General features: G+C 54.7%; 18 protein-coding genes. 3 read left to right on the top strand and 15 right to left on the bottom strand.

Annotated elements, in window-relative coordinates; all coding sequences use genetic code 11:
* Together pbpC and FDW87_RS01420 are read right to left on the bottom strand one after the other, a co-directional pair.
* Window positions 1-1,807: peptidoglycan glycosyltransferase PbpC (pbpC, locus tag FDW87_RS01415; RefSeq protein ID WP_252362938.1), on the bottom strand; the 1,807-nt coding region annotated here is incomplete at its 3' end.
* Entirely contained in the window at window positions 1,808-6,742 is a 4,935-nt protein-coding gene (locus FDW87_RS01420) for an alpha-2-macroglobulin (RefSeq protein WP_137379380.1), read from the bottom strand. It abuts the gene before it with no gap.
* A 207-nt stretch (window positions 6,743-6,949) separates the two neighbouring features.
* Here FDW87_RS01420 and sseA point away from each other — a divergent pair, with 207 nt between their 5' ends.
* Window positions 6,950-7,801 carry a 3-mercaptopyruvate sulfurtransferase gene (gene sseA, locus FDW87_RS01425; protein ID WP_016154005.1) on the top strand — a complete coding sequence of 284 codons (852 nt, stop codon included), beginning with the start codon at window positions 6,950-6,952 and terminating at the stop codon, window positions 7,799-7,801.
* Between the two features lie 223 nt (window positions 7,802-8,024).
* On the opposite strand, the gene sseB is transcribed toward sseA, so the two are convergent.
* The 11 genes from sseB to trmJ all read right to left on the bottom strand — a co-directional run bounded on the left by sseB (window position 8,025) and on the right by trmJ (window position 16,833).
* A complete protein-coding gene (gene sseB, locus FDW87_RS01430; protein ID WP_016157136.1) occupies window positions 8,025-8,801 on the bottom strand; it encodes an enhanced serine sensitivity protein SseB in 777 nt (258 codons plus the stop codon).
* 70 nt (window positions 8,802-8,871) lie between these two features.
* On the bottom strand, window positions 8,872-10,155 hold the full coding sequence (gene pepB, locus FDW87_RS01435) for an aminopeptidase PepB (protein ID WP_016157137.1): 1,284 nt from the start codon (window positions 10,153-10,155) through the stop codon (window positions 8,872-8,874).
* 60 nt (window positions 10,156-10,215) lie between these two features.
* Entirely contained in the window at window positions 10,216-10,416 is a 201-nt protein-coding gene (gene iscX / locus FDW87_RS01440) for a Fe-S cluster assembly protein IscX (protein WP_003037694.1), read from the bottom strand.
* A gap of 11 nt (window positions 10,417-10,427) precedes the next feature.
* Window positions 10,428-10,763 (bottom strand): ISC system 2Fe-2S type ferredoxin, encoded by a 336-nt coding sequence (fdx, locus tag FDW87_RS01445; protein WP_003037690.1) that lies wholly within the window; start codon window positions 10,761-10,763, stop codon window positions 10,428-10,430.
* Between the two features lies 1 nt (window position 10,764).
* A complete protein-coding gene (gene hscA / locus FDW87_RS01450; RefSeq protein ID WP_016157138.1) occupies window positions 10,765-12,615 on the bottom strand; it encodes a Fe-S protein assembly chaperone HscA in 1,851 nt (616 codons plus the stop codon).
* Between the two features lie 15 nt (window positions 12,616-12,630).
* Complete coding sequence (gene hscB / locus FDW87_RS01455; RefSeq protein ID WP_016154008.1) at window positions 12,631-13,146, bottom strand: co-chaperone HscB; 516 nt, start codon at window positions 13,144-13,146, stop codon at window positions 12,631-12,633.
* 108 nt (window positions 13,147-13,254) lie between these two features.
* Window positions 13,255-13,578, bottom strand: a complete 324-nt coding sequence (gene iscA, locus FDW87_RS01465; protein WP_137379381.1) for an iron-sulfur cluster assembly protein IscA — start codon at window positions 13,576-13,578, stop codon at window positions 13,255-13,257.
* Window positions 13,579-13,598: 20 nt separating this feature from the next.
* A complete protein-coding gene (gene iscU, locus FDW87_RS01470; protein ID WP_002913991.1) occupies window positions 13,599-13,985 on the bottom strand; it encodes a Fe-S cluster assembly scaffold IscU in 387 nt (128 codons plus the stop codon).
* 25 nt (window positions 13,986-14,010) lie between these two features.
* The gene (gene iscS, locus FDW87_RS01475) at window positions 14,011-15,225 is read right to left on the bottom strand and encodes a cysteine desulfurase (protein ID WP_016154009.1); all 1,215 of its coding nucleotides are present in this window, start codon (window positions 15,223-15,225) and stop codon (window positions 14,011-14,013) included.
* A 167-nt stretch (window positions 15,226-15,392) separates the two neighbouring features.
* Window positions 15,393-15,884, bottom strand: a complete 492-nt coding sequence (iscR, locus tag FDW87_RS01480; protein ID WP_005120405.1) for a Fe-S cluster assembly transcriptional regulator IscR — start codon at window positions 15,882-15,884, stop codon at window positions 15,393-15,395.
* A 217-nt stretch (window positions 15,885-16,101) separates the two neighbouring features.
* On the bottom strand, window positions 16,102-16,833 hold the full coding sequence (trmJ, locus tag FDW87_RS01485) for a tRNA (cytosine(32)/uridine(32)-2'-O)-methyltransferase TrmJ (protein ID WP_016157139.1): 732 nt from the start codon (window positions 16,831-16,833) through the stop codon (window positions 16,102-16,104).
* A gap of 118 nt (window positions 16,834-16,951) precedes the next feature.
* Between trmJ and suhB the strand changes: the two genes are divergently transcribed.
* Window positions 16,952-17,755: an inositol-1-monophosphatase gene (gene suhB / locus FDW87_RS01490; RefSeq protein ID WP_016157140.1), complete on the top strand. Its 804-nt coding sequence runs from the start codon at window positions 16,952-16,954 to the stop codon at window positions 17,753-17,755.
* 84 nt (window positions 17,756-17,839) lie between these two features.
* Here the strand turns inward: suhB and FDW87_RS01495 are convergent, their stop codons facing one another.
* Window positions 17,840-18,820, bottom strand: coding sequence for a nickel/cobalt transporter (locus FDW87_RS01495; protein WP_137379382.1), 981 nt, complete (start codon window positions 18,818-18,820; stop codon window positions 17,840-17,842).
* The gene (locus FDW87_RS01500; RefSeq protein WP_019077386.1) at window positions 18,811-19,449 is read right to left on the bottom strand and encodes a DUF1007 family protein; all 639 of its coding nucleotides are present in this window, start codon (window positions 19,447-19,449) and stop codon (window positions 18,811-18,813) included. The genes FDW87_RS01495 and FDW87_RS01500 overlap by 10 nt, the downstream gene beginning before the upstream one ends.
* Window positions 19,450-19,869: 420 nt before the next feature.
* On the opposite strand from FDW87_RS01500, the gene FDW87_RS01505 reads away from it, so the two are divergent.
* Window positions 19,870-20,853, top strand: a complete 984-nt coding sequence (locus tag FDW87_RS01505; protein ID WP_003037665.1) for an autoinducer 2 ABC transporter substrate-binding protein — start codon at window positions 19,870-19,872, stop codon at window positions 20,851-20,853.
* Window positions 20,854-20,887 lie beyond the last annotated feature (34 nt).

A 20,887-nucleotide genomic window follows, 5' to 3' on the forward strand; every position in this document is an offset into this window, starting at 1 on the left:
GGCGTCGACAGTTGCTGTCTCCCGGCGCAAGTGACTGCCCGCCCGGCCAGCACACTACGCCGCGGCTAACGGATTCAGGGCGCGGATCCTCTGGCTGATTTGTCCCGCGAGAGAGCAAAAGATTGTTGACCTGATTGAGCAGCGGCACGGCGCTGGCAAAACCAAACTGGCCCACCACCGGCGTACCGTCGGGTCTGCCGGTCCAGATCCCCATCACATAACGGGCGTTAACGCCAATCGCCCACGCATCGCGATAGCCATAACTGGTACCCGTTTTCCACGCCAGCGGAACCACTCTGCTCAGCGCGTTATCCGGCAGCGGTTGCGCTTCGTCAGCCATAATGCGGCGAATAATCCACGCCGCGCCTACCGACATCAACGGACGCTCCAGCAGTGGATCGTCTGGCTGCAGGCGCAGTTTCCCCGCTTTTCCCTGACGGGCAAAGGCACTGTACGCCGCCGCCATGTCTTCCAGTCTGGCCCCTGCCCCGCCCAAAATCAGCGACAGATTCGGTGCGGCACCTGCGGGCAGATACAGCGGTAAGCCAACGTTACGTAACGATGCGGCAAAACGCTTCGGGCCATAGGCTTCAAGTACCTGTACGGCGGGTAAATTTAGCGAGCGCACCAGCGCTTCGCTCATACTGACCGGGCCATGAAAACCACTGTCAAAATTCCCTGGTCGATAATCTCCGGTTCGACGCGGTACATCCTGCAACAATGAAGCAGGATGAATTAATCCGTCATCCAGCGCCAGACCATAGATAAACGGCTTCAGCACCGAGCCCGGCGAGCGGATCGCATTCACCATATCCACATGGCCAAAGCGGGAGCCGTCATTCATATCTACCGACCCCACCCAGCCACGCACGCTCATATCAGTGTGATCGACCACAATCATCGCCAGCGAACTGCGCGCAGGTAAGCGGCCCTTCCAGTTTTGCGCCAGCTCTTCCAGTTGGCGCTGCAATCCGGCGTCAAGGGTGGTCACGATTTTATCGCTCCGGCTTTTTCCCAGCATCATGCGCGAGAATAACGGCGCTAACTGCGGCATTTGTCTGGGCGCCAGCCAGACCGGTTCTTCGCGTGACTCCTGCACCTGTCTGGCAGGCCAAACGCCCTGCGTCGCCATGCGCTCAAGCACTTTATTGCGCGCCGCTTCAGCGCGGTCCGGCCAGCGGTCCGGGCGCAGACGGCTCGGTGCCTGCGGCAACACGGCCAGCAGCGCGGCATCGGAATAACTCAACTGTGCGGGTGATTTACCAAGATAGGCCCAGCTCGCCGCACCCACGCCCTGCAGCGTGCCGCCAAACGGCGCACGGTTAAGATATAGCGTCAGGATGTCGCGCTTAGAAAGATGCCATTCCAGCTGCAATGCACGCCAGAGCTGGCGGAACTTGCCGCCGAAAGTTCGCGGGTGGGGATCGAGCAATCGTGCGACCTGCATGGTGAGCGTACTGCCGCCTGAAACGACGCGACCTGAGGAGAGGTCCTGCCATGCCGCGCGCAGCACTGAAAACGGATTGACGCCGGGATGTTTCCAGAACCAGCGGTCTTCGTAGTTGATTAACGCCTCAAGGTAACGGGGGGACACCTCATCAATAGTCACCGGATAACGCCAGATGCCGTCCGCGTCGGCGAAGCGCCATAGCGGCGTACCATCGTAAGCCACCACGACACGTGCCGGATCGACTTCGTGAAGCGGCAGCGGCCAGATTTTATCTGCCGCCCAAACCACCGCTACCAGCAATAGCGCAACGGCTGCCAGCCAGAGCCAGCAGCCGCGTTTCCCCAACCCGCGCATCATTTACGGTCTGACAATCAAAAGCCCCTCTGTCGCACCGGTCGCGCGCCACTGCGGAACATACATTGACTCCACCTGCGGCACAGGAACCTGATAGGTCCCCGGCGTTACCGCCCGCGCCAGATAGACCAGCGTCACCGGCTGCCCTTCGTTGACCGCTACCGCGGCGACAAAGCGATCGTCACGGAACTCAACGTGCTGGATATCCGCCTGCTGCATCTGATTGAGCAAATTCGCTACCTCGCTGCCGCTGTCCTGCAGGCTGGCGCTGCCGTTGGCCAGATTCTGGTTTTCCAGCTCCAGGCCGGCTGGCAGTAAGTCGACCACCAGCGCATCCGGTACGTTCTGGCTGGCTTTCACCTCCAGCCAGACCAGTACCAGCTCGCCGCTGCGCAGAGAATCCAGCGCTTTGCTGTTCCCGTCGAGCCCCAGGATCTGACGCTCAATGTGCAGGACGTTGCTGGCAGGCGTCGGCGAGGTTTGCGGGTAACCACTCACATCCAGACGCAGCCACAGCGGCAGATTACCGGTATTGGTGACGTTCAGCGTAGACAGCGCGTCAGCATCCAGATTACGCGTTTGTGATTTCTCCCCGGCTAACGCCTGTTCAGAGAGTGACGTTTGCGCCTGCCACGAGCCAGGCAAGTCCTGTAACGTACGCGCGGCAAGGAACAGCGCATTGTTTTCCTGAGTAGAGAGCCAGCGCTGCCCAAAGGCCTGTTCTGACAAAGTGTTCAGCAGCGTATTCTGCACGTCAGGTTTAAGCTTGTTCTCTTCCAACAATGCCAGCATCAGCGCGTTGTCACGTAGCTGACTGCCGTAATCCGCCATCCACTGCTGAGCATCGCGACGTGGCGTATTCAGCGCCAGCGTCAATGCTTGTTCACTGCGGTTGGCGTCGCCCATGTTTTTCAGCGCTATCCCCAGTTGCAACAGCGGTAAACCGGAAGCCGCCTGCGCACGACGCTCCCAGATCTCACGCAGCGCGCCGAGCGGGGCTTTCTGCTGACGAGCCAGCACCAGCGCGGCGTAGGCCTGTACGGCAAACCGGCTTGCTGATGCGTCGTCGGTATAGCGAATCGACATCATGCCCGGATCCTGCAAATAGCGCAGCAGCCGCTCGTTACCCCGGTTAATCACCTCTGCCGGAACGCTATAGCCCTGTTCATTCGCGCGAACGAGGAAATCCATCACATACGCGGTCAGCCAGTACTCTTCCGACCCGTTCTTATCCCACAGCGCAAAACCGCCGTTATCACGCTGCATTTGCAGTAAACGAGAGATGCCAATCTCTACTGCCGCACGGCGTTTTTCATCGCTGTCGCCCGCGATACCTAACGCCTTCAACTGCGCGGCATTGGTGTATAAGGATGGGAACAACCCGCTCGCCGTTTGCTCGAGGCAACCGTAAGGGTAAGCTTTCAGTTCACGGATATAGCGCGCCAGATTCAGCGGTGGCTTACCGCTGAACAGCAGTTGTCCCTGCATCGTCACAGGAGAGAAATTCGTCAGTTCTTCGCCCGGAAGCTGCCAGGTTGCGCCCGGCTGAAGTGCGACGCCGTAATTAACAGTTTGCGCCGGGAACGCCGGTCGCACGCCAATTTTCCACTGTTTATGCTGAACAGGCAGCGTTTCACCCGGTAGATTCAGACCGCTAATTTGCGCCTGAATTTCGCCATCGCCAAAGCCCTCCCGCGCACGCACCGGAATAAACAGCGTAGTCCGTACGCCTGGCGCCAGATTCACCGGGGCGGGATCTTGCCCCATCAGCTCCAGTAAACCGCTGGCCGCGAGATTAATAATCAGCGTTTGCGGTTTGTCAGTCAGATTGGTCACGTCCAGCGTCAGGCGCGAGGTATCGCCCCCCGCCAGAAAGCGCGGCATGTTCAGTTCAGTAATTACCGGCGCGGCGACAATCACTTTGCTTTCGCTACTGCCAAAGTCATCCGCCGTCCAGGCTTGCGCCATTACCCGCAGCTCGCCGTTGAAATCACCAATTGGTAACGTCACCGTACCTTCGCCCTGCTCGTTAAGCGTCACTGGCAGCGCCTGTTGCGCCACAATATTGACGTGATTAACCGGTGGCTTGCCGCCGCGTTTTAACTCATCGCCATCACCACCAAAGCGCAGCGCCGCCAGACGTCCTTGCCCTTCGATCACCTGGCCGTAAATATCATAAATATCCGCGCCATAGCGTTTTTGCCCGAAAAACGCCTGCCAGGGATCCGGCGTGGCGTAATCGGTAATGTTCAACACCCCGCTGTCAACGGCTGAGACCAGCACGTTAACCTGTTTTGGCACGTCGCCATTTTTAACGCTGGCTTTAATCTTGACGGTCAACGGCTGATTTGGACGCATTTTCGCCGGACTTTCCAGCGCCAGCGCCAGACGACGGTTTTCATCGCCTAACGGCAAATGCAGTAAGCCGACTGCCCGCTTTGGCGTTGCCGAACGAGACTTGTCGCCAGGACGAACCACCAGCGCGCTGAGATACAAGTCATGGCGATTCCAGGTTTTATCGACCGGGATGGAGATATCAAGACCATCCGTCGGTACGTCTATCTCTTGCCACCACAGCGGGCCTTCGCTGGACTCCACCATCGCGTAACCTTTGCCTGCAGCGGGTGCGGCAATGTGTAGCTTCATGGTATCGCCGGGACGATAGCCGGGTTTATCCAGTTTCAGGGTCACGCGATCGGGACGCACTGCCCCGCTGCCGTCGCTGTTATCCTGCCAGCTATAACCAGCCCAGAAGCGAACGCTGCTCACCGCATCATTCGGAGCTTTCACTTCCAGGCGATAGGCACCCCACTCGACAGGGAAGCTGACTTTACCGGTCTCATCGACCTTAAGATCCAGGGTCTGCTCACCCTCAACCAGATCTTTTTGATCGAACTGCGATTGCCAGCCCTCGCCTTCAGACCAGTTCCAGTAATAATCACGGCGTTCACGAATCAAACGCACCTGTAAACCGGACACCGCTTTTTTCTCACCTTGCGCATCGGCATACACAATATCAAAAGCGGCATTGCTGTTTTCATCAACGCCAGGCTGATTGACGGTAGTATCGGTGCGGTAGTCATATACGGCTCTCGCCGCAAACTGCGGACGAATACCTGGCAGCGTATCCGCAGGCCAGATGGCTTGTTCAACCCGACGCGTCACCGGACGGCCACCCGACTCCAGCAGGCTGGCTTGCAGAATCACCTGTAACGGAGAATGCGTCTCCTGCCATTGGCTGTTGGTAGTCACTTCGCCGCGACCGTGGTCATCCAGCGTCAACTGAACCTCATCGAGGCTGCGAGAAAGATTTTCTTCGGCAATATTACCAAACTGGAACCCCGGTAATGCCTGCACCGCTTCCCGCAGCGGGCGCAGGAAAAGCTGCCCTTGCAGAGCATTGCCGTTGGCGGGCGCGCCGTACAGGTAGTAGCCCACCACCGAGAACTTCACTTCATCAGTTGGAGCCACCGGTATTTTATTGGCGGTGAGATTGAGCGCCATCCGCTCAGGCATGAAATCTTCGACGTGGAAATCCCACATCCGCGACTGGTTGTCGCCAGTATTGGCACGAATATGCCACATGCCGGTTGGCGCGCTGCTGTCCAGCGGCCAGCTAAAGCGATACAGACCGTTTTCCGGCTGGCTCACTACCGAGCGTAACACCTGTCCGTCGGGCTTAACGACCTCCAGCTTCACCGGCTGGTCAGGCAGCGTTTTGCCGTCGCTATCTCGCAGTAATCCGTTGAGGATCACCGTTTCGCCAGGGCGATAGAGGTCTCGGGGGCCAAACATAAAGAACTGCTTGCTGTATCCCGGCGCGCCGGCAATATCAAATTCAGCCAGATCCAACGCCGGGAGCTTCAGGTCCAGCAGCGTGGTTTGCCCGTCTTTACGGGCCAGCAATAAGGCCGCGTCTTTATCGGTTTCCAGCTTGACGTGACCCTGCGCGTCACTGGTAGCCTGCGCCAGCGTCTGCCCTTTTTCGTTGAGTAACGTGACCTCAATACCCTGCTGCGCAGCGCCGTTTTCCAGACTCTGTGTAAAGACATCCAGTTGATTGTGGTAACGGTGCGCAGAGACACCAATGTCACTGAGCGTAAACAGCGTAGCAGCATTGCTGTAGTTATAGTGTCCGGCCTGATTCATCACCGCAATGTAAATGCCTGCTTGCTGCAACGGCTTGATATCGCTCAGTGGCAGTAGCAGCTTCTCTCGGGTGTTACGCTCAGGATTGAGGTCAAAGCGTCCGGTATAAACCAGCTCCGCCATTTTCAGCAGATTGTCTGACTCCCAGTTTGACAACGAATTACGGTATTCCCACTGGCTGACAAACGCACCGAGCGACTCAGGCTTCACGCGAAAGAAGTTCACATCCACGCTATTAACGTTAAGGGCCATCACCGGTAACCCTTCAATCACTTTTCCCGGCAGCAGCGAGCCGCGACTAGCGAACCCTACGCTTGGCTGGACGTCGCGGGTGGTAATATTTTTTTCATAATCGATAGCGAACGTCGCTTTATTCAGCGCCAGCAAATCACGCTCAATGGTAACCACCAGTTCCCGGTTAGGTTCGAGATGGCGTAAGCGTAGCTCTTTTAGATTTGGCGCCAGCTCCCAGGCCCCATCCACTTTGCCGCTTTTTTTATCAACAACGTGCACTACGCGAGAAAAATCTTGTTCCGGATCGAGGGGAATGGAAAAGGTTAAAACGAGCGTTGCCGCGCCATCGAGCTGGACCTCGGAGGCATCAAGCAGCGTCAGCGACTTGCCCTGGCTTTGCTGAATCAGCTTTTGTAATTGGGCCTTATCTTTTGCTGGCGCAGTCTGCGGTGCAGGCGCATCAGGCTTCGCAGCCGTCGGTGATTTTTCGTTATTATTATCGCACCCAACCAGTGCCAGCATCAGCATACAGGCCGCTACGCGTAAATGTTTCATTTTTCATCCCTGGCCGTAGTGGCCCGTTAGCTACGTAGAACAACTATTATGCGTCAGATTTTCGGCTGTGAAAGCCAGTAACTGTTCTACGTTGTCCTATTTTTTCGTGATTAATGTGGATTCGCCTGACAAATCAGCCTCTTTTACTTGTCGCATTGCACTAAACATCCGACAATTTGCCAAAACCTGGTAAAAATGGAGATGCCTATGACCACCGCCTTTTTTGTCGCTGCCGACTGGCTTGCCGAACACATTGACGACCCGGAAATACAAATTCTTGATGCCCGGATGGCACCTCCAGGACAGGAAGATCGCGATGTTGGCGAGGAGTATCGTGCAGGCCATATTCCTGGCGCAGTCTTTTTTGATATTGAAGCGCTTTCCGACCATACGTCACCGCTACCGCATATGATGCCGCGACCGGAAGCCTTTGCCGTAGCGATGCGCGAATTGGGCGTTCATCAGGATAAACACCTGGTTGTCTACGATGATGGCAACCTGTTTTCCGCGCCACGCGCATGGTGGATGCTGCGGACATTTGGTGTCGAGAATGTCTCCATTCTGGCGGGCGGTCTGGCTGGCTGGCAGCGCGATGAGCTAATGCTCAAAGAAGGAAATGAGGATTTACCGGAAGGTGAATTTAACGTGGCATTTACACCTGAAGCGGTTGTGCGCGTTACCGACGTACTGCTGGCCAGTCATGAAAAAACGGCGCAGATCGTCGATGCCCGACCGGCTGCGCGTTTTAATGCCGAAGTTGACGAGCCGCGTCCGGGCCTCAAGCGTGGCCATGTGCCTGGTGCGCTTAACGTACCGTGGACAGAACTGGTTCGTGACGGTGAACTGAAAACTACCGACGAACTGGATGCTATTTTCTTCAGCCATGGCGTAAGCTTTGACCGCCCCATTATCGCCAGCTGCGGCTCAGGCGTCACGGCGGCGGTGGTTGTGCTGGCGCTTGCCACGCTGGGCGTTTCTAACGTCGCATTGTATGACGGCGCATGGAGCGAATGGGGCGCGCGTAACGATTTACCGGTAGAACCGGCTGAGACTCAATAAAATCTGATTTACTCATCTTTTTCACCCACAAAAAAACCGCTCAATGAGCGGTTTTTTTTGTGCCAGTCCGGTTCGCGGCCTTTCCAGCAGGCTGTGCTGCTTTAGCAACGCATGCTCATCGTAGCGCACTAATACTCCCTTTTAAGGGAGAAAAAGCCAACTGAGTTAGCGGCAAAGTTATTCAGTGCACGAGGTATAATCCTTCGTGGCGGCTTTCCTTCACTCAGATAATCCGGTTCTGTTTGAAGTCGCGCAGGAAACCGCCCCAGCGGCGTTCGTAGAACGGTGCGATGTGCTCAGTGATAAAGTGACTCACGCCCTTCTCACCTTTCTTCACCTGGCAGATATCAATGGGTTCATCACCCGGCAACGTATCGGTCGCGACGCTACCCGCAGCATGGATAATCTCTTCAATATCACCTTCAGCTTCAATACCAATCAGCAGATTCGGCTGGGCTTCCGCACTTTCTTTGATTGAGCAGAGAAATGCGCGTTTTACCGGCTTAATGGTTTTAAACAGCGTGGTCAGTGAGTCAATCATCTGCGCCGGAGGTTCGGCGACTTCAGAAAGGATCAGCGATTCACCACCTTCCAGTACTTCCTGGGTGCTTAGCGGATTACCCTCTTCCCCCATCAGCAGGCTGATTTCACGCGGCATAAACTCTTTGCCGGTCGGCAGTTTAGCGTTGAGAAAGAGCGTTTCGCCAAGCGTCATTTCAAATAGCGTACGCACCGGCATAACGACAAATGCTTGCTCATCTTCAACCGCCTGTTGCAGGGCTTCCAGGGAGGTGAAGAACGGGATCACGGTCGTGCCGTCTTCTTTTTCCCAGTGTTGAAGGTCGAGGGCGCTGTCTTCTACTACCGCCTCGCCTTCTGCGGCAGTACCCGGCACCCAGACGGTGGATTCCAGTAAAGTACGGAAAAATGCCGGACGATGCGCAGGCTCTGTCGCTGCTTGCTCCAGCAACGTTTCTAATTCATTTTTTGTTTCGGACATAAGTATCACAAATTGGATGAATACATGTAAGCCGGATAAGCGTAGCGCCATCCGGCAATACAGTCATGAATTATGCGGTCAGCAGATTCGCGATGGTGCGCACACCCAGACCGGTTGCGCCCGCAGACCACTGCTCTACCGGCGCTTTGCGATAGGTTGCAGAGCAATCGATGTGCAGCCAGCCTTGCTGGTAATTTTCCACGAAATGGGACAGGAAGCCCGCCGCGGTGCTTGCACCCGCTGGGTAGGCCGCACTGCCGGTATTGTTCAGCTCGGCAAAATTTGACGGCAGTTGACTACGGTGGAACTCTGCCAATGGCAAACGCCAGAACGGCTCGTTTTCTTGCGCCGCACTTGCCAACAAACGCGCGGCCAGTTGGTCATCAAAGCTAAACAGCGCGTGGTAATCGTTGCCCAGTGCGGTTTTCGCCGCGCCGGTCAGCGTGGCAGCATCAATGATCAATTCAGGTTTTTGCGCGCTGGCATCGATCAGGCCATCGGCCAGTACCAGACGCCCTTCAGCATCGGTATTCATCACTTCAACTTTTTTACCGTTGCGATAGTGAATGATATCGCCAAGCTTAAAGGCGTTGCCGCTGATCAGGTTATCCGCGCAGCACAGATACAGCTTTACACGCTTGTTCAGGCCACGGGTGATGGCAAACGCCAGCGCGCCGGTGACCGTTGCCGCACCGCCCATATCGGACTTCATTGAGTCCATAAATGCGCTTTGCTTGATGCTGTATCCGCCGGAGTCAAAGGTAATTCCCTTGCCAACCAGGCAGGCATAAACTGGAGCTTCTTTGTCGCCAGTCGGGTTGTAATCCAGCGCCAGCAGCACCGGCGGACGTTCAGAGCCTCGACCCACGGTATGCAGCCCCATGTAGTTCTGCTCGCGCAGATCTTCACCTTTGGTGATACGGTACGAGACGTTGTCGCAGGCCACGCCGCACAGCAGGTCTACCGCGCGTTGCGCCAGCTGTTCCGGGCCCAGCTCTTCTGCAGGTGCGTTAATGGTATCGCGCACCCAGTCAATAATCTTCAGACGGTTATCCAGCTCTTTGCGCTGCGCCTCGTCCAGAGCGGCCCACTCAACTTTGCGGGTGCCTTTTGGTCCTTTGTAACCCTGCCAGAACGCCCAGCTACGTTCGGTATCCCAGCCTTCACCATCCAGTTGGACATGTTTAATACCCAGGCCGTCAATTTTACGCGCGGCGCGCTGGATAAGGCTGAGATCATCTTTTCCGTTCAGGTGCAGGGTAATACCGTCATTATTAATGCTGTATGTCGCCTTTTCACCCCAGCGAGCGTCAGCGGGTTGCGTGGAAAGCGTAATTTTCATGGCTTCTGTCATTTTATTTATCCTTATTTCGCGCATACAGGAAAACGGGCCACCCGTGGGCAGCCCGTTGACTTATTCGGCTTCGTCCAGCCAGACCAGTAAAATGGCCTCAAGGATTTTTTCGTTCGATGCCTGTGGATCATCATCGAACTCTTCCAGGTCACAGATCCATTGGTGCAGATCGGTGAAACGAACGGTCTTGGGATCGAGATCGGGGAACGCGTCGTACAGCGCCTCGCCGATTTCGCGGCTATCGGTCCACTTCAGTCCCATACTACCCTCTGTTAATGCTCACGTGCATGATTGATTGTGTAACGTGGGATTTCGACCACTAAATCGTCCTCGGTTACCCGTGCCTGACAGCTTAAACGGCTCTCCGGCTCCAGTCCCCAGGCTTTATCCAGCATGTCGTCTTCTTCTTCTGTGCTTTCCGGCAAAGAATCAAAACCTTCACGTACGATGCAGTGGCAGGTCGTGCAGGCACAGGATTTTTCACAGGCGTGTTCAATCTCGATACCGTTACGCAGGGCAACGTCGAGAATGGTTTCGCCGGTCTCAGCTTCCAGAACTGCGCCATCGGGACAGAGATCCTGATGAGGCAAAATAACAATCTTTGGCATATTAAACCTCGTCCACGGAATGGCCTTTCAGCGCGCTACGGACGGATTTGTCCATACGGCGAGCGGCGAATTCCTGGGTTTGTTTGTCTACGTTTTTAATGGCTTGTTCTATCGCGTCAACATCGTCACCCTGTGCTACCTCGCTCAAGTGCGCAGCAGCGGTGTCGATAGCCTGACGTTCTGCGGCGCTTAACAGCGCGGCATCAGCGTTCAGCGCACCGGATAAACTCTCCAGTACGCGTGCCGCTTCGACTTTCTGTTCTGCCAGCATACGAGCTTTAACGTCCTGCTCGGCAAAACTCATCGAATCCTGAATCATGGAGGCGATTTCACTGTCGGTCAGACCGTAGGACGGTTTGACCTGAATCGAGGACTCAACGCCGGTGGATTTCTCCATAGCGGTGACGCTCAGTAGCCCATCAGCATCGACCTGGAAGGTCACGCGGATATGCGCGCCGCCTGCCGGCAACGCCGGGATACCGCGCAGCGCAAAACGCGCCAGTGAACGACAGTCCTGCACCAACTCACGCTCGCCTTGCATCACGTGAATGGACATCGCGGTTTGGCCATCTTTAAACGTGGTGAAGTCCTGCGCGCGCGCCACCGGGATAGTGGTGTTACGCGGGATCACTTTCTCCACCAGACCGCCCATGGTTTCCAGTCCCAGAGACAGCGGGATAACGTCCAGCAGCAGCATTTCGCTGTCCGGTTTATTCCCGACCAGAATATCCGCCTGGATTGCCGCACCGATAGCGACCACTTTGTCCGGGTCGATAGAGGTCAGCGGCGTACGGCCAAAGAATTCACCGACGCGTTCACGTACCAGCGGCACGCGCGTTGAACCACCGACCATTACCACTTCCAGCACATCCTGCGGCTCAACGCCCGCATCTTTCAGCGCACGGCGGCAGGCCAGCAGCGTACGTTTAACCAGTGCGGAAATGAGTTCATTAAAGGTTTCACGGGTGATTTCACCCTGCCATCCCGCCACGTTAACCGTCACAGAATCGGCGTCGCTGAGTGCGATTTTCGCTGCAATCGCGGCATCCAGCAGCTCGCGCTGTACGCGGTTATCGCTGCGATCGGCAACGCCCGCCTGCTCGCGAATATAGTCGGCCAGCAGATGGTCAAAATCGTCGCCGCCCAGCGCGGAATCACCACCGGTCGCCAACACTTCGAACACGCCGCGACTCAGGCGCAGAATAGAAATATCAAAAGTACCGCCGCCAAGGTCATAGACCGCGATCACGCCTTCCTGACCGGAATCCAGGCCATAAGCGATCGCCGCAGCGGTCGGTTCGTTCAGCAGACGCAATACGTGCAGGCCCGCCAGACGCGCGGCGTCTTTCGTCCCCTGACGCTGTGCATCGTCAAAGTAAGCCGGAACGGTGATCACTACGCCATCCAGTTCGCCGGACAACGATTCGGTTGCCCGCGCGGCCAGCGCTTTCAGAATGTCAGCGGATACGCGCACCGGATTAAGCAAACCGGCAGCGGTTTCAATCATCGGCAGGCCGTTTTCGCTCGCCTGGAATGAATAAGGCAGATGTGGGTAACGCGCCTGGATATCCGCCAGAGAGCGGCCCATCATGCGTTTTACCGAGCTGACGGTGTTTGCCGTATCCAGCGCAGCATTGGCGCGGGCATCGTAACCGACCGAGTAGCCCTGCTGCTGATAGTGAACCACTGACGGCAACAGGTGGCGACCTTCATGATCTGCCAGCGTTTCGGCCTGGCCGCTGCGTACGGTCGCAACCAGGGAGTTGGTGGTGCCTAAATCGATACCGACCGCCAGACGACGCTGGTGCGGCGCGGCGCTCAGACCAGGCTCACTAATTTGTAATAAGGCCATTTTCGCTTCCGGAAATTAAAAATCGAGCAGTTTTTCTTCGAGTTGTTCTGCACTGCTTCGCAGTTTATCGAGAAAACGCAGCTTACGCACGGTATCTGCCGCTGCGTCCCACGTCTCGCTATCCAGCTGTTCAACCATCAGTTGATGGCGAACGTTGTACATTTCGCTGACGCGTTGCATAAACGCATCCAGCCGTTGATTGTCTTTTGCCTGTTCAATCTCGTCCAGCTCTTCGCGCAGCTCCAGCTGTTCCATCAGAAACGCGGTATCGCGCACCGTGTGCTGCTCGCTGCGGATATCAAAGCCGTGTAAAGACAACAAGTATTCGGCGCGCATCAAAGGATGACGCAGCGTTTGCCAGGCCTGGTTGATAGTGGCGGACTGCGAAACCGCAGCAAGTTGTTCCGCCTGAGAACCGCTGGCGAATTTATCAGGATGATACTGACGTTGCAGATCCTGAAAACGTAGGCTCAGCGCCTGAGTATCGAGCTGATAACGGGCCGGTAAGCCAAAGAGGGTGAAGTAGTCCATAACATTCTCAGGGCATCGATTCTCTGTTGTTCGATGAGGCAAAACCAGAGAGTCAGGTAAAACAAACCCCACGCGCAGGCGACCACGGTGGGGTTATCAGTAAGCGCGTTACACGTGGAAGCTTTCGCCGCATCCACATTCGTCTTTCACGTTCGGGTTAGTGAACTTAAACCCTTCGTTCAGACCTTCTTTGACGAAGTCTAACTGCGTACCGTCGAGGAATTGCAGGCTCTTACCGTCGATCACGACTTTTACGCCTTTGTCTTCAAACACGGTATCTTCAGCCGCCGGCTCGTCAACAAATTCCAGTACATAAGCCATACCTGAGCAGCCGGAGATTCTCACGCCCAGACGCAGACCAAACCCTTTACCGCGGTTTGCCAGGAAGGTATTTACACGCGCTGCTGCACTGTCGCTTAAGGTAATCGACATAATAAAACCTCAACTCTTAATTATTTTGCTTCACGTTTGCTTTTGTAATCCGCAATCGCGGCTTTAATCGCGTCTTCAGCCAGAATAGAGCAGTGAATTTTCACCGGTGGCAGTTCAAGCTCGTCGGCGATATCGGTATTTTTGATCGCCTGTGCTTCGTCCAGAGATTTCCCTTTTACCCATTCGGTAACCAGAGAGCTGGAGGCAATAGCGGAACCGCAGCCGTAAGTCTTGAAACGCGCGTCTTCAATGATACCCTCATTGTTGACTTTGATCTGCAACTTCATCACGTCGCCACAGGCCGGTGCACCCACCATGCCGCTGCCCACGTTCTCGTCGCTGTTGTCAAAAGAGCCCACGTTACGTGGATTCTCGTAATGATCGATTACTTTTTCGCTATAAGCCATGATGAATTCTCCTTATCGGTACCGATTAGTGATGTGACCATTCAATACTGTTCAAATCCACGCCCTGTTTGAACATTTCCCACAGCGGGGAAAGGTCGCGCAGGCGGCCAATGGAGTTGCGAACCAGATTGATGGCGTAGTCAATCTCTTCTTCGGTAGTAAAACGACCTAAAGAGAAACGAATTGAGCTATGTGCCAGCTCGTCGGTCATCCCCAGCGCGCGCAGCACGTAGGATGGCTCCAGGCTTGCAGAGGTACATGCAGAACCGGAGGACACAGCCAGGTCTTTCAGCGCCATAATCAGCGACTCGCCTTCAACAAAGTTGAAGCTAACGTTGAGAATGTTCGGTGCGCCCTGCTCGAGGTCACCATTGAGGTACACCTCTTCCATATCTTTCACGCCGTTCCACAGACGGTTACGCAGAGTGCGCAGGCGCGCCATCTCGGTTTCCATCTCTTCTTTGGCGATACGGTAAGCTTCCCCCATCCCAACGATTTGGTGCACAGGCAGCGTACCGGAACGCATGCCGCGCTCGTGACCGCCGCCGTGCATCTGCGCTTCAATACGAATACGCGGTTTACGACGAACGTACAGCGCGCCGATACCTTTCGGGCCATAAATTTTGTGGCCGGAGAAGGACATCAGGTCAACTTTCAGTTGGCTCAGATCGATAGGCAGTTTGCCCACGCTCTGAGTCGCATCAACGTGATAGATGATACCGCGGGCACGGCACATTTCGCCGATGGTTGCGATATCCTGTACCACGCCGATTTCGTTGTTAACGTGCATGATGGAGACCAGAATGGTGTCGTCACGCATTGCCGCTTCAAGTTCTTTCAGGTCGATAATGCCATTACGCTGCGGGGCGAGGTAGGTCACTTCAAACCCTTCGCGCTCCAGCTGACGGCAGGTGTCCAGCACGGCTTTGTGTTCGGTTTTGCTGGTGATGATGTGCTTGCCTTTTTTCTGGTAAAAGTTGGCTGCACCTTTAATCGCCAGGTTATCGGATTCCGTCGCACCGGAAGTAAAGACGATTTCACGCGGATCGGCACCGACCAGATCAGCGATCTGATTGCGGGCGATATCTACCGCCTCTTCAGCTTGCCAGCCGAAACGGTGTGAACGGGAAGCTGGGTTACCAAAGTTTCCGTCCAGGGTCAGACACTGCATCATTTTCTCGGCAACACGCGGGTCCACCGGCGTGGTTGCGGAGTAGTCGAGATAGATCGGTAATTTCATTGCTCTATAAACTCCGTACATCGCTTCAATGCAAGGAACCAGGCAACCGGCTGGATGTACGACCGAGTTAACGGGGCGTCTGGCACCCCGGCCTGATTCTGAAATACTTTTTACGCTTCATCTTTCTGGCTGCCTTGATGCAACCAGAAGATATTGCGTAATTTTTATTAGGCACGCAGTTTGACGTCGATAGCGTCTTGCGTGCGAGTGCTGCGTGGAGCGTCATGTGTGTGCTGGCGACCAGACACATCCAGGACTTCCTGATTATTCACCAGTTCGCCCAACGTAATGTTGTTGAGGAAACCGGTCAGACGATCGCTCAGATCGCGCCACAGCGCGTGAGTCAGGCATTTATCGCCGCCCTGACAACCGCCTTTGCCCTGGCAACGGGTCGCGTCTACAGACTCGTCAACAGCGCTAATCACTTCACCTACTGCGATGCTGCCGGCATCTTTACCCAGCAGATACCCGCCGCCTGGTCCACGTACGCTGGAAACCAGACCGTTTTTACGCAAACGGGAAAACAGCTGCTCCAAATATGACAGGGAAATTCCCTGACGTTCAGAAATATCAGCCAACGGTACCGGGCCCGTTTCGGAGTTGAGCGCAACGTCCAACATTGCGGTCACGGCATAACGCCCTTTTGATGTCAGTCTCATGTCTTACTTAGCCTCAAACTCGCCCCTGCCCGGGGTTTTTTATTGTAAAATGGGGGTATTGCATAGCAGGGGCAAGTCTGACATTCCCGACTAAATCAGTCAACTATTTACTTGACTAATTTAGTCAGGTATTTAACCTTCAGTGCCATTTTCACTTACCGGATGGCGCTTCGCTAATCCGGCCTGGAAATCGTGCAGCCATCCGGCATCAGGACGCTTACTTGCCTTTATTCTGCTGCTCTATAGAAGCTAAAATTCCGCGCAAAATGTTCAGCTCCTGGCTCTCAGGACGCGCACGAGTGAACAGACGGCGCAGCTTGTTCATCACCTGCCCCGGATGTCCTTCGCGGATAAACCCGGTCGACAGCAGCGTTTGTTCCAGATGACCGTAAAAACGCTCTAAATCATCGACCAGCGGATACTCAGCTTCTTCGTATTCTGCGGTCTTGTCGCTTTCCTGCGTTGCCAGCCAGGCCATGCGAACTTCATAAGAGATGACCTGCACCGCCATCGCCAGGTTGAGCGAGCTGTATTCCGGGTTCGCGGCAATGGCGACGTGATAATGGCACTTCTGCAGCTCTTCGTTGGTCAGGCCAACGCGTTCACGTCCAAACACCAGCGCCACCGGCGAGTTCGTTGCTTCAGAGACGCTTTTTAAACCGCATTCACGCGGATCCAGCATCGGCCACGGCAGCGTACGGGAGCGCGCACTGGTACCTACCACCAGGCTGCAACCCGCCAGCGCTTCATCGAGAGTATCGACGATCTGCGCGCTGCCGATCACATCGCTGGCACCAGCCGCCAGGGCGATGGCCTGGGAGTCCGGTTTAACCAGTGGATTTACCAGCCACAGATTAGTTAAACCCATGGTTTTCATTGCGCGGGCCACAGAGCCCATGTTGCCAGTGTGAGAGGTTTCCACCAGCACGATTCGAATATTTTGCAGCATTGTATTTCTTCGGCTAAAGATTATTCGGGCATATTATCATAAAACGAAGACATATTCCGAACTCGCTGCTATACTCTGCGCCGTTTTCCCGTTCTTTAACATCCAGTGAGAGAGACCGATGCATCCGATGCTGACCATCGCCGTGCGCGCAGCGCGCAAGGCGGGTAATGTAATTGCCAAACACTACGAAACGCCAGACTCTGTAGAAACCAGCCAGAAAGGCAGCAATGATTTCGTGACTAACGTCGATAAAGCCGCCGAAGCGATTATTATCGAAACAATTCGCAAATCTTACCCACAGCACACCATCATCACCGAAGAAAGCGGTGAGCATGTTGGTGAAGATCAGGATGTTCAATGGGTTATCGATCCACTGGATGGCACTACCAACTTCGTAAAACGTCTGCCGCACTTCGCGGTTTCCATCGCAGTACGCATTAAAGGCCGTACTGAAGTCGCCGTTGTTTACGATCCAATGCGTAACGAACTGTTCACCGCAACCCGCGGCCAGGGCGCACAGCTGAACGGCTACCGTCTGCGTGGCAGCACTGCACGCGATCTGGACGGTACCATCATCGCCACCGGTTTCCCGTTCAAAGCGAAACAGCACGCCACTTCTTACATGAAAATTCTTGGCAAGATGTTTACCGAGTGCGCTGACTTCCGCCGCACAGGTTCTGCTGCGCTGGATCTGGCTTACGTTGCCGCTGCACGCGTTGACGGTTACTTCGAAATCGGTCTGAAACCATGGGATTTCGCCGCAGGTGAGCTGATTGCTCGTGAAGCAGGCGCACTGGTTTGCGACTTCACCGGCGGTCATAACTACATGGCGACTGGCAACATCGTTGCAGGTAATCCGCGCGTAGTGAAAGCCATGCTGGCTAACATGCGTGACGAACTGAGCGACGCGCTGAAGCGTTAATTCAGTACAGCCCGGTGGTGTCATGCTTACCGGGCTTACGTGTTGATACAGGCCGGACAAGGCGTAGCCGCCATCCGGCTTTGATTAAAACGGTCTAATCCCTCGCCCCACCGGCACCGCGCTCACCCACATCACTACCGCAGCAGCAATCAGCATCGCACCACCGGCTAATGCCAACGTCGTCCAGCCAATCTGTCGCCACAGCACCGGCGCTTTATGTCCGCTAAGTCTCACCGCCAGCGAGCGGAAACTGTGTACCAGCAAAGCCAGTGACGTAATCGTCAAAGAGGTTCCGGCCGCCATCGCCAGCGCTGATGCCATGCCCCAGCTAAAAACGCCAACCACTTTGCTAAACAGTAAAATCATAATTGCCCCGGAGCATGGCCGCATTCCCATAGACAAAACGATCATCAGCCGGGCGCGCCAGTCATCACCGCTTTGCAGCTGTTCAGGATCAGGCAAATGCTGATGCCCACAGCCACATCCCTCGTGATGCACATGGTGCGGCGTGAAGGCGATAAATTTCGGGCGACGCAGTAACTGGCGCAATTTCTTCAGCGCACGGACGCACAATAAAACGCCCAACACGCCAACCAGCGCATAACTCCCTTTCTCCAGCCAGAAACTACTCATATGTAGCTGTCGCGCAGGCAACTGCAAAATGGTGAGCACCACAACCACCAGCCCGATGGCGACCAGTCCCTGTAATAAAGATGAGGCCAGCGTCAAGCCAATACTCGATCTCAGCTTCGAGGGATGCGTTGCCAGCCAGGTGGTAATGACGACTTTTCCATGTCCTGGTCCCAACGCATGCAGCACACCATAGAGAAAACTAAACAGCAGCAGCGATCCCCCGGCCTGGGCCGGATTGGCGGCAACGGCTTTCAGCAAACCGCTCATCTGCTGGTTAACGTCGCGCTGCCAGACGACACTCTTCATCATCACCTGCGGCCAGGCCTGCCATAGCCACAGTATGCCGACTGCAGCCAGCAGTAAAAACACCGCCAGCGGCCATAGCGTGAGCCAGCGGCGTCTGGCGGCGCGTTGTTGATAAACTACGGACATTGCAGCGTCACCGTCTGTGCAAACTGTTTACCCAATTCCATATCCTCCGGCGGTGCGTCTTCTTTATCCAGCGACTGCGCAAAGCTCAGCATTTGTTCATTCGGCGTCGGCGTATGTACTGAAATACGGCATTGCTGACTTATGGCCTGCGCCAGCCAGGCATCGCTATCTTTGTCATAGCTCATATCAACGTAGTAGGTGGGGTCGAAGGTTGAAATGGTATATTTTTGACCGCTCAGCGGCTGAGCTTCCGCCAGCGGCAACACGAACGTCAGCACTGCCTGATGTTCTTCACGCTCCATGCCATATTCCGTCGGCCTGTTTTTAAACTTTACCTTTTTCCCGTCGTGCCACACTTCGGTGAAATAGTGCTGCCCGAGGACGTTGGCCATCACTTCTGCCGCCAGTTTTTTCCAGATCTCATCACCAGGTTTGGCATTTCCCGCATCGTAAAGCAGATCTGCCGAGGTGATTTCATCCATCGTCCAGCGCATTTTTAGCGCGACGAACTGGTCATTCTCGCTCACTATCTCGGTTTTCAAATGGATAAAGCTGTGGGGATGCGCACCTGCGCCAAAGGACAGGATCGCGAGAAACAACGTCATAATGATACGTTTAACGCCTTGCATGAGTTCTCCACGAGAAAAATCTACACCGCCACAAATAATGATGCTGTGTTTGGCGAAAGTGTGCTGAGGATACCATTGAACGAAAAAATGTTGAGCCTCCTTTTCCGGTATCGATTCAGTTCTCAATTTCAACAATTTCTTCTTCAGCAACATCCTCTCAAATACCTTTTCGTCGCCACAACTTAAGTAAAATGATAACAATTTGTTAATTTATGGTTTCATTTTAATGTTTTATTAACACTGAATTTAAATTCCTGAGTGTATTTCCGTTCAAATTTAACCAATATTTAACCATTTATTTTCCATAAAATTACAATAATGGGCATAGATCACATTCACCAAACTTGTAATTCATTCCCTCTTCCATTCGTTGTTAACTTCACGCCGTGACATGTCCTGCCCCCTACGAAAGGTACAACTATGAAATTCAAACTCGCATTACTCAGTGCAACCCTGGTTTCTGCATGCATGTTGTCCGGCACGTCTTTTGCGGCGGAAAAATATGAAATTGCTGTGGTTGCCAAAGTCACCGGGATTCCGTGGTTTAACCGGATGGAAACCGGTGTTAATGAAGCAGCAAAAAAACTGGATGTGAATGCTTACCAGACCGGGCCTTCCACGCCGGATCCGGCACAGCAGGTCAAAGTGATTGAAGATCTGATCGCCAAAAACGTCAACGCCATCATCGTGGTACCGAATGACGCCAAGGTCCTTGAGCCAGTACTGAAAAAAGCGCGCGATAAAGGCATTGTCGTTCTGACGCACGAATCCCCGGATGAGCAAATTGGCCAATGGGATATCGAAACCATCGATAGTGAAAAATACGCGCAGGCCAACGTCGATGAGTTAGCAAAAAATATGGGCGGCAAAGGGGGTTACGCCATCTATGTCGGTTCACTGACGGTGCCGCTGCATAACGCGTGGGCGGATTATGCAATTAAGTACCAGAAAGAAAAATATCCGGAAATGTTTGAGGTCACTTCACGTCTGCCGGTCGCGGAAAGCATCGATAAATCCTACGCCACGACGCTGGACCTGATGAAAACCTATCCACAGATGAAGGGCATTATCGGTTTCGGCTCGCTGGGTCCAATCGGAGCGGGTCAGGCTGTGCAGAAAAAACGCGCCAAAGATAAAATCGCCGTCGTCGGGATCGCAATGCCAGCACAGGCTGCACCTTACCTGATGCGTGGTGATATCAAAAAAGCGCTGCTGTGGGATCCAAAAGACGCGGGCTACGCGCTGGTAACGGTTGCCGATCAGCTGTTGCAGGGCAAAGAAGTTAACGCCGACCTGAGTATCGATGGTTTAGGGAAAGCCGATATCGACACGGAGAAGAAAGTGATCCGCTTTAACAAGATCCTCGAAGTCACCAAAGACAACGCACAATCACTTGGTTTCTAAGGCTTTAGCCAACACCAGGGAACCTTAACGCCGG

This window comes from Citrobacter sp. wls826 (genome assembly GCF_005281245.1).
GTDB classification, from domain to species: domain Bacteria; phylum Pseudomonadota; class Gammaproteobacteria; order Enterobacterales; family Enterobacteriaceae; genus Citrobacter; species Citrobacter braakii.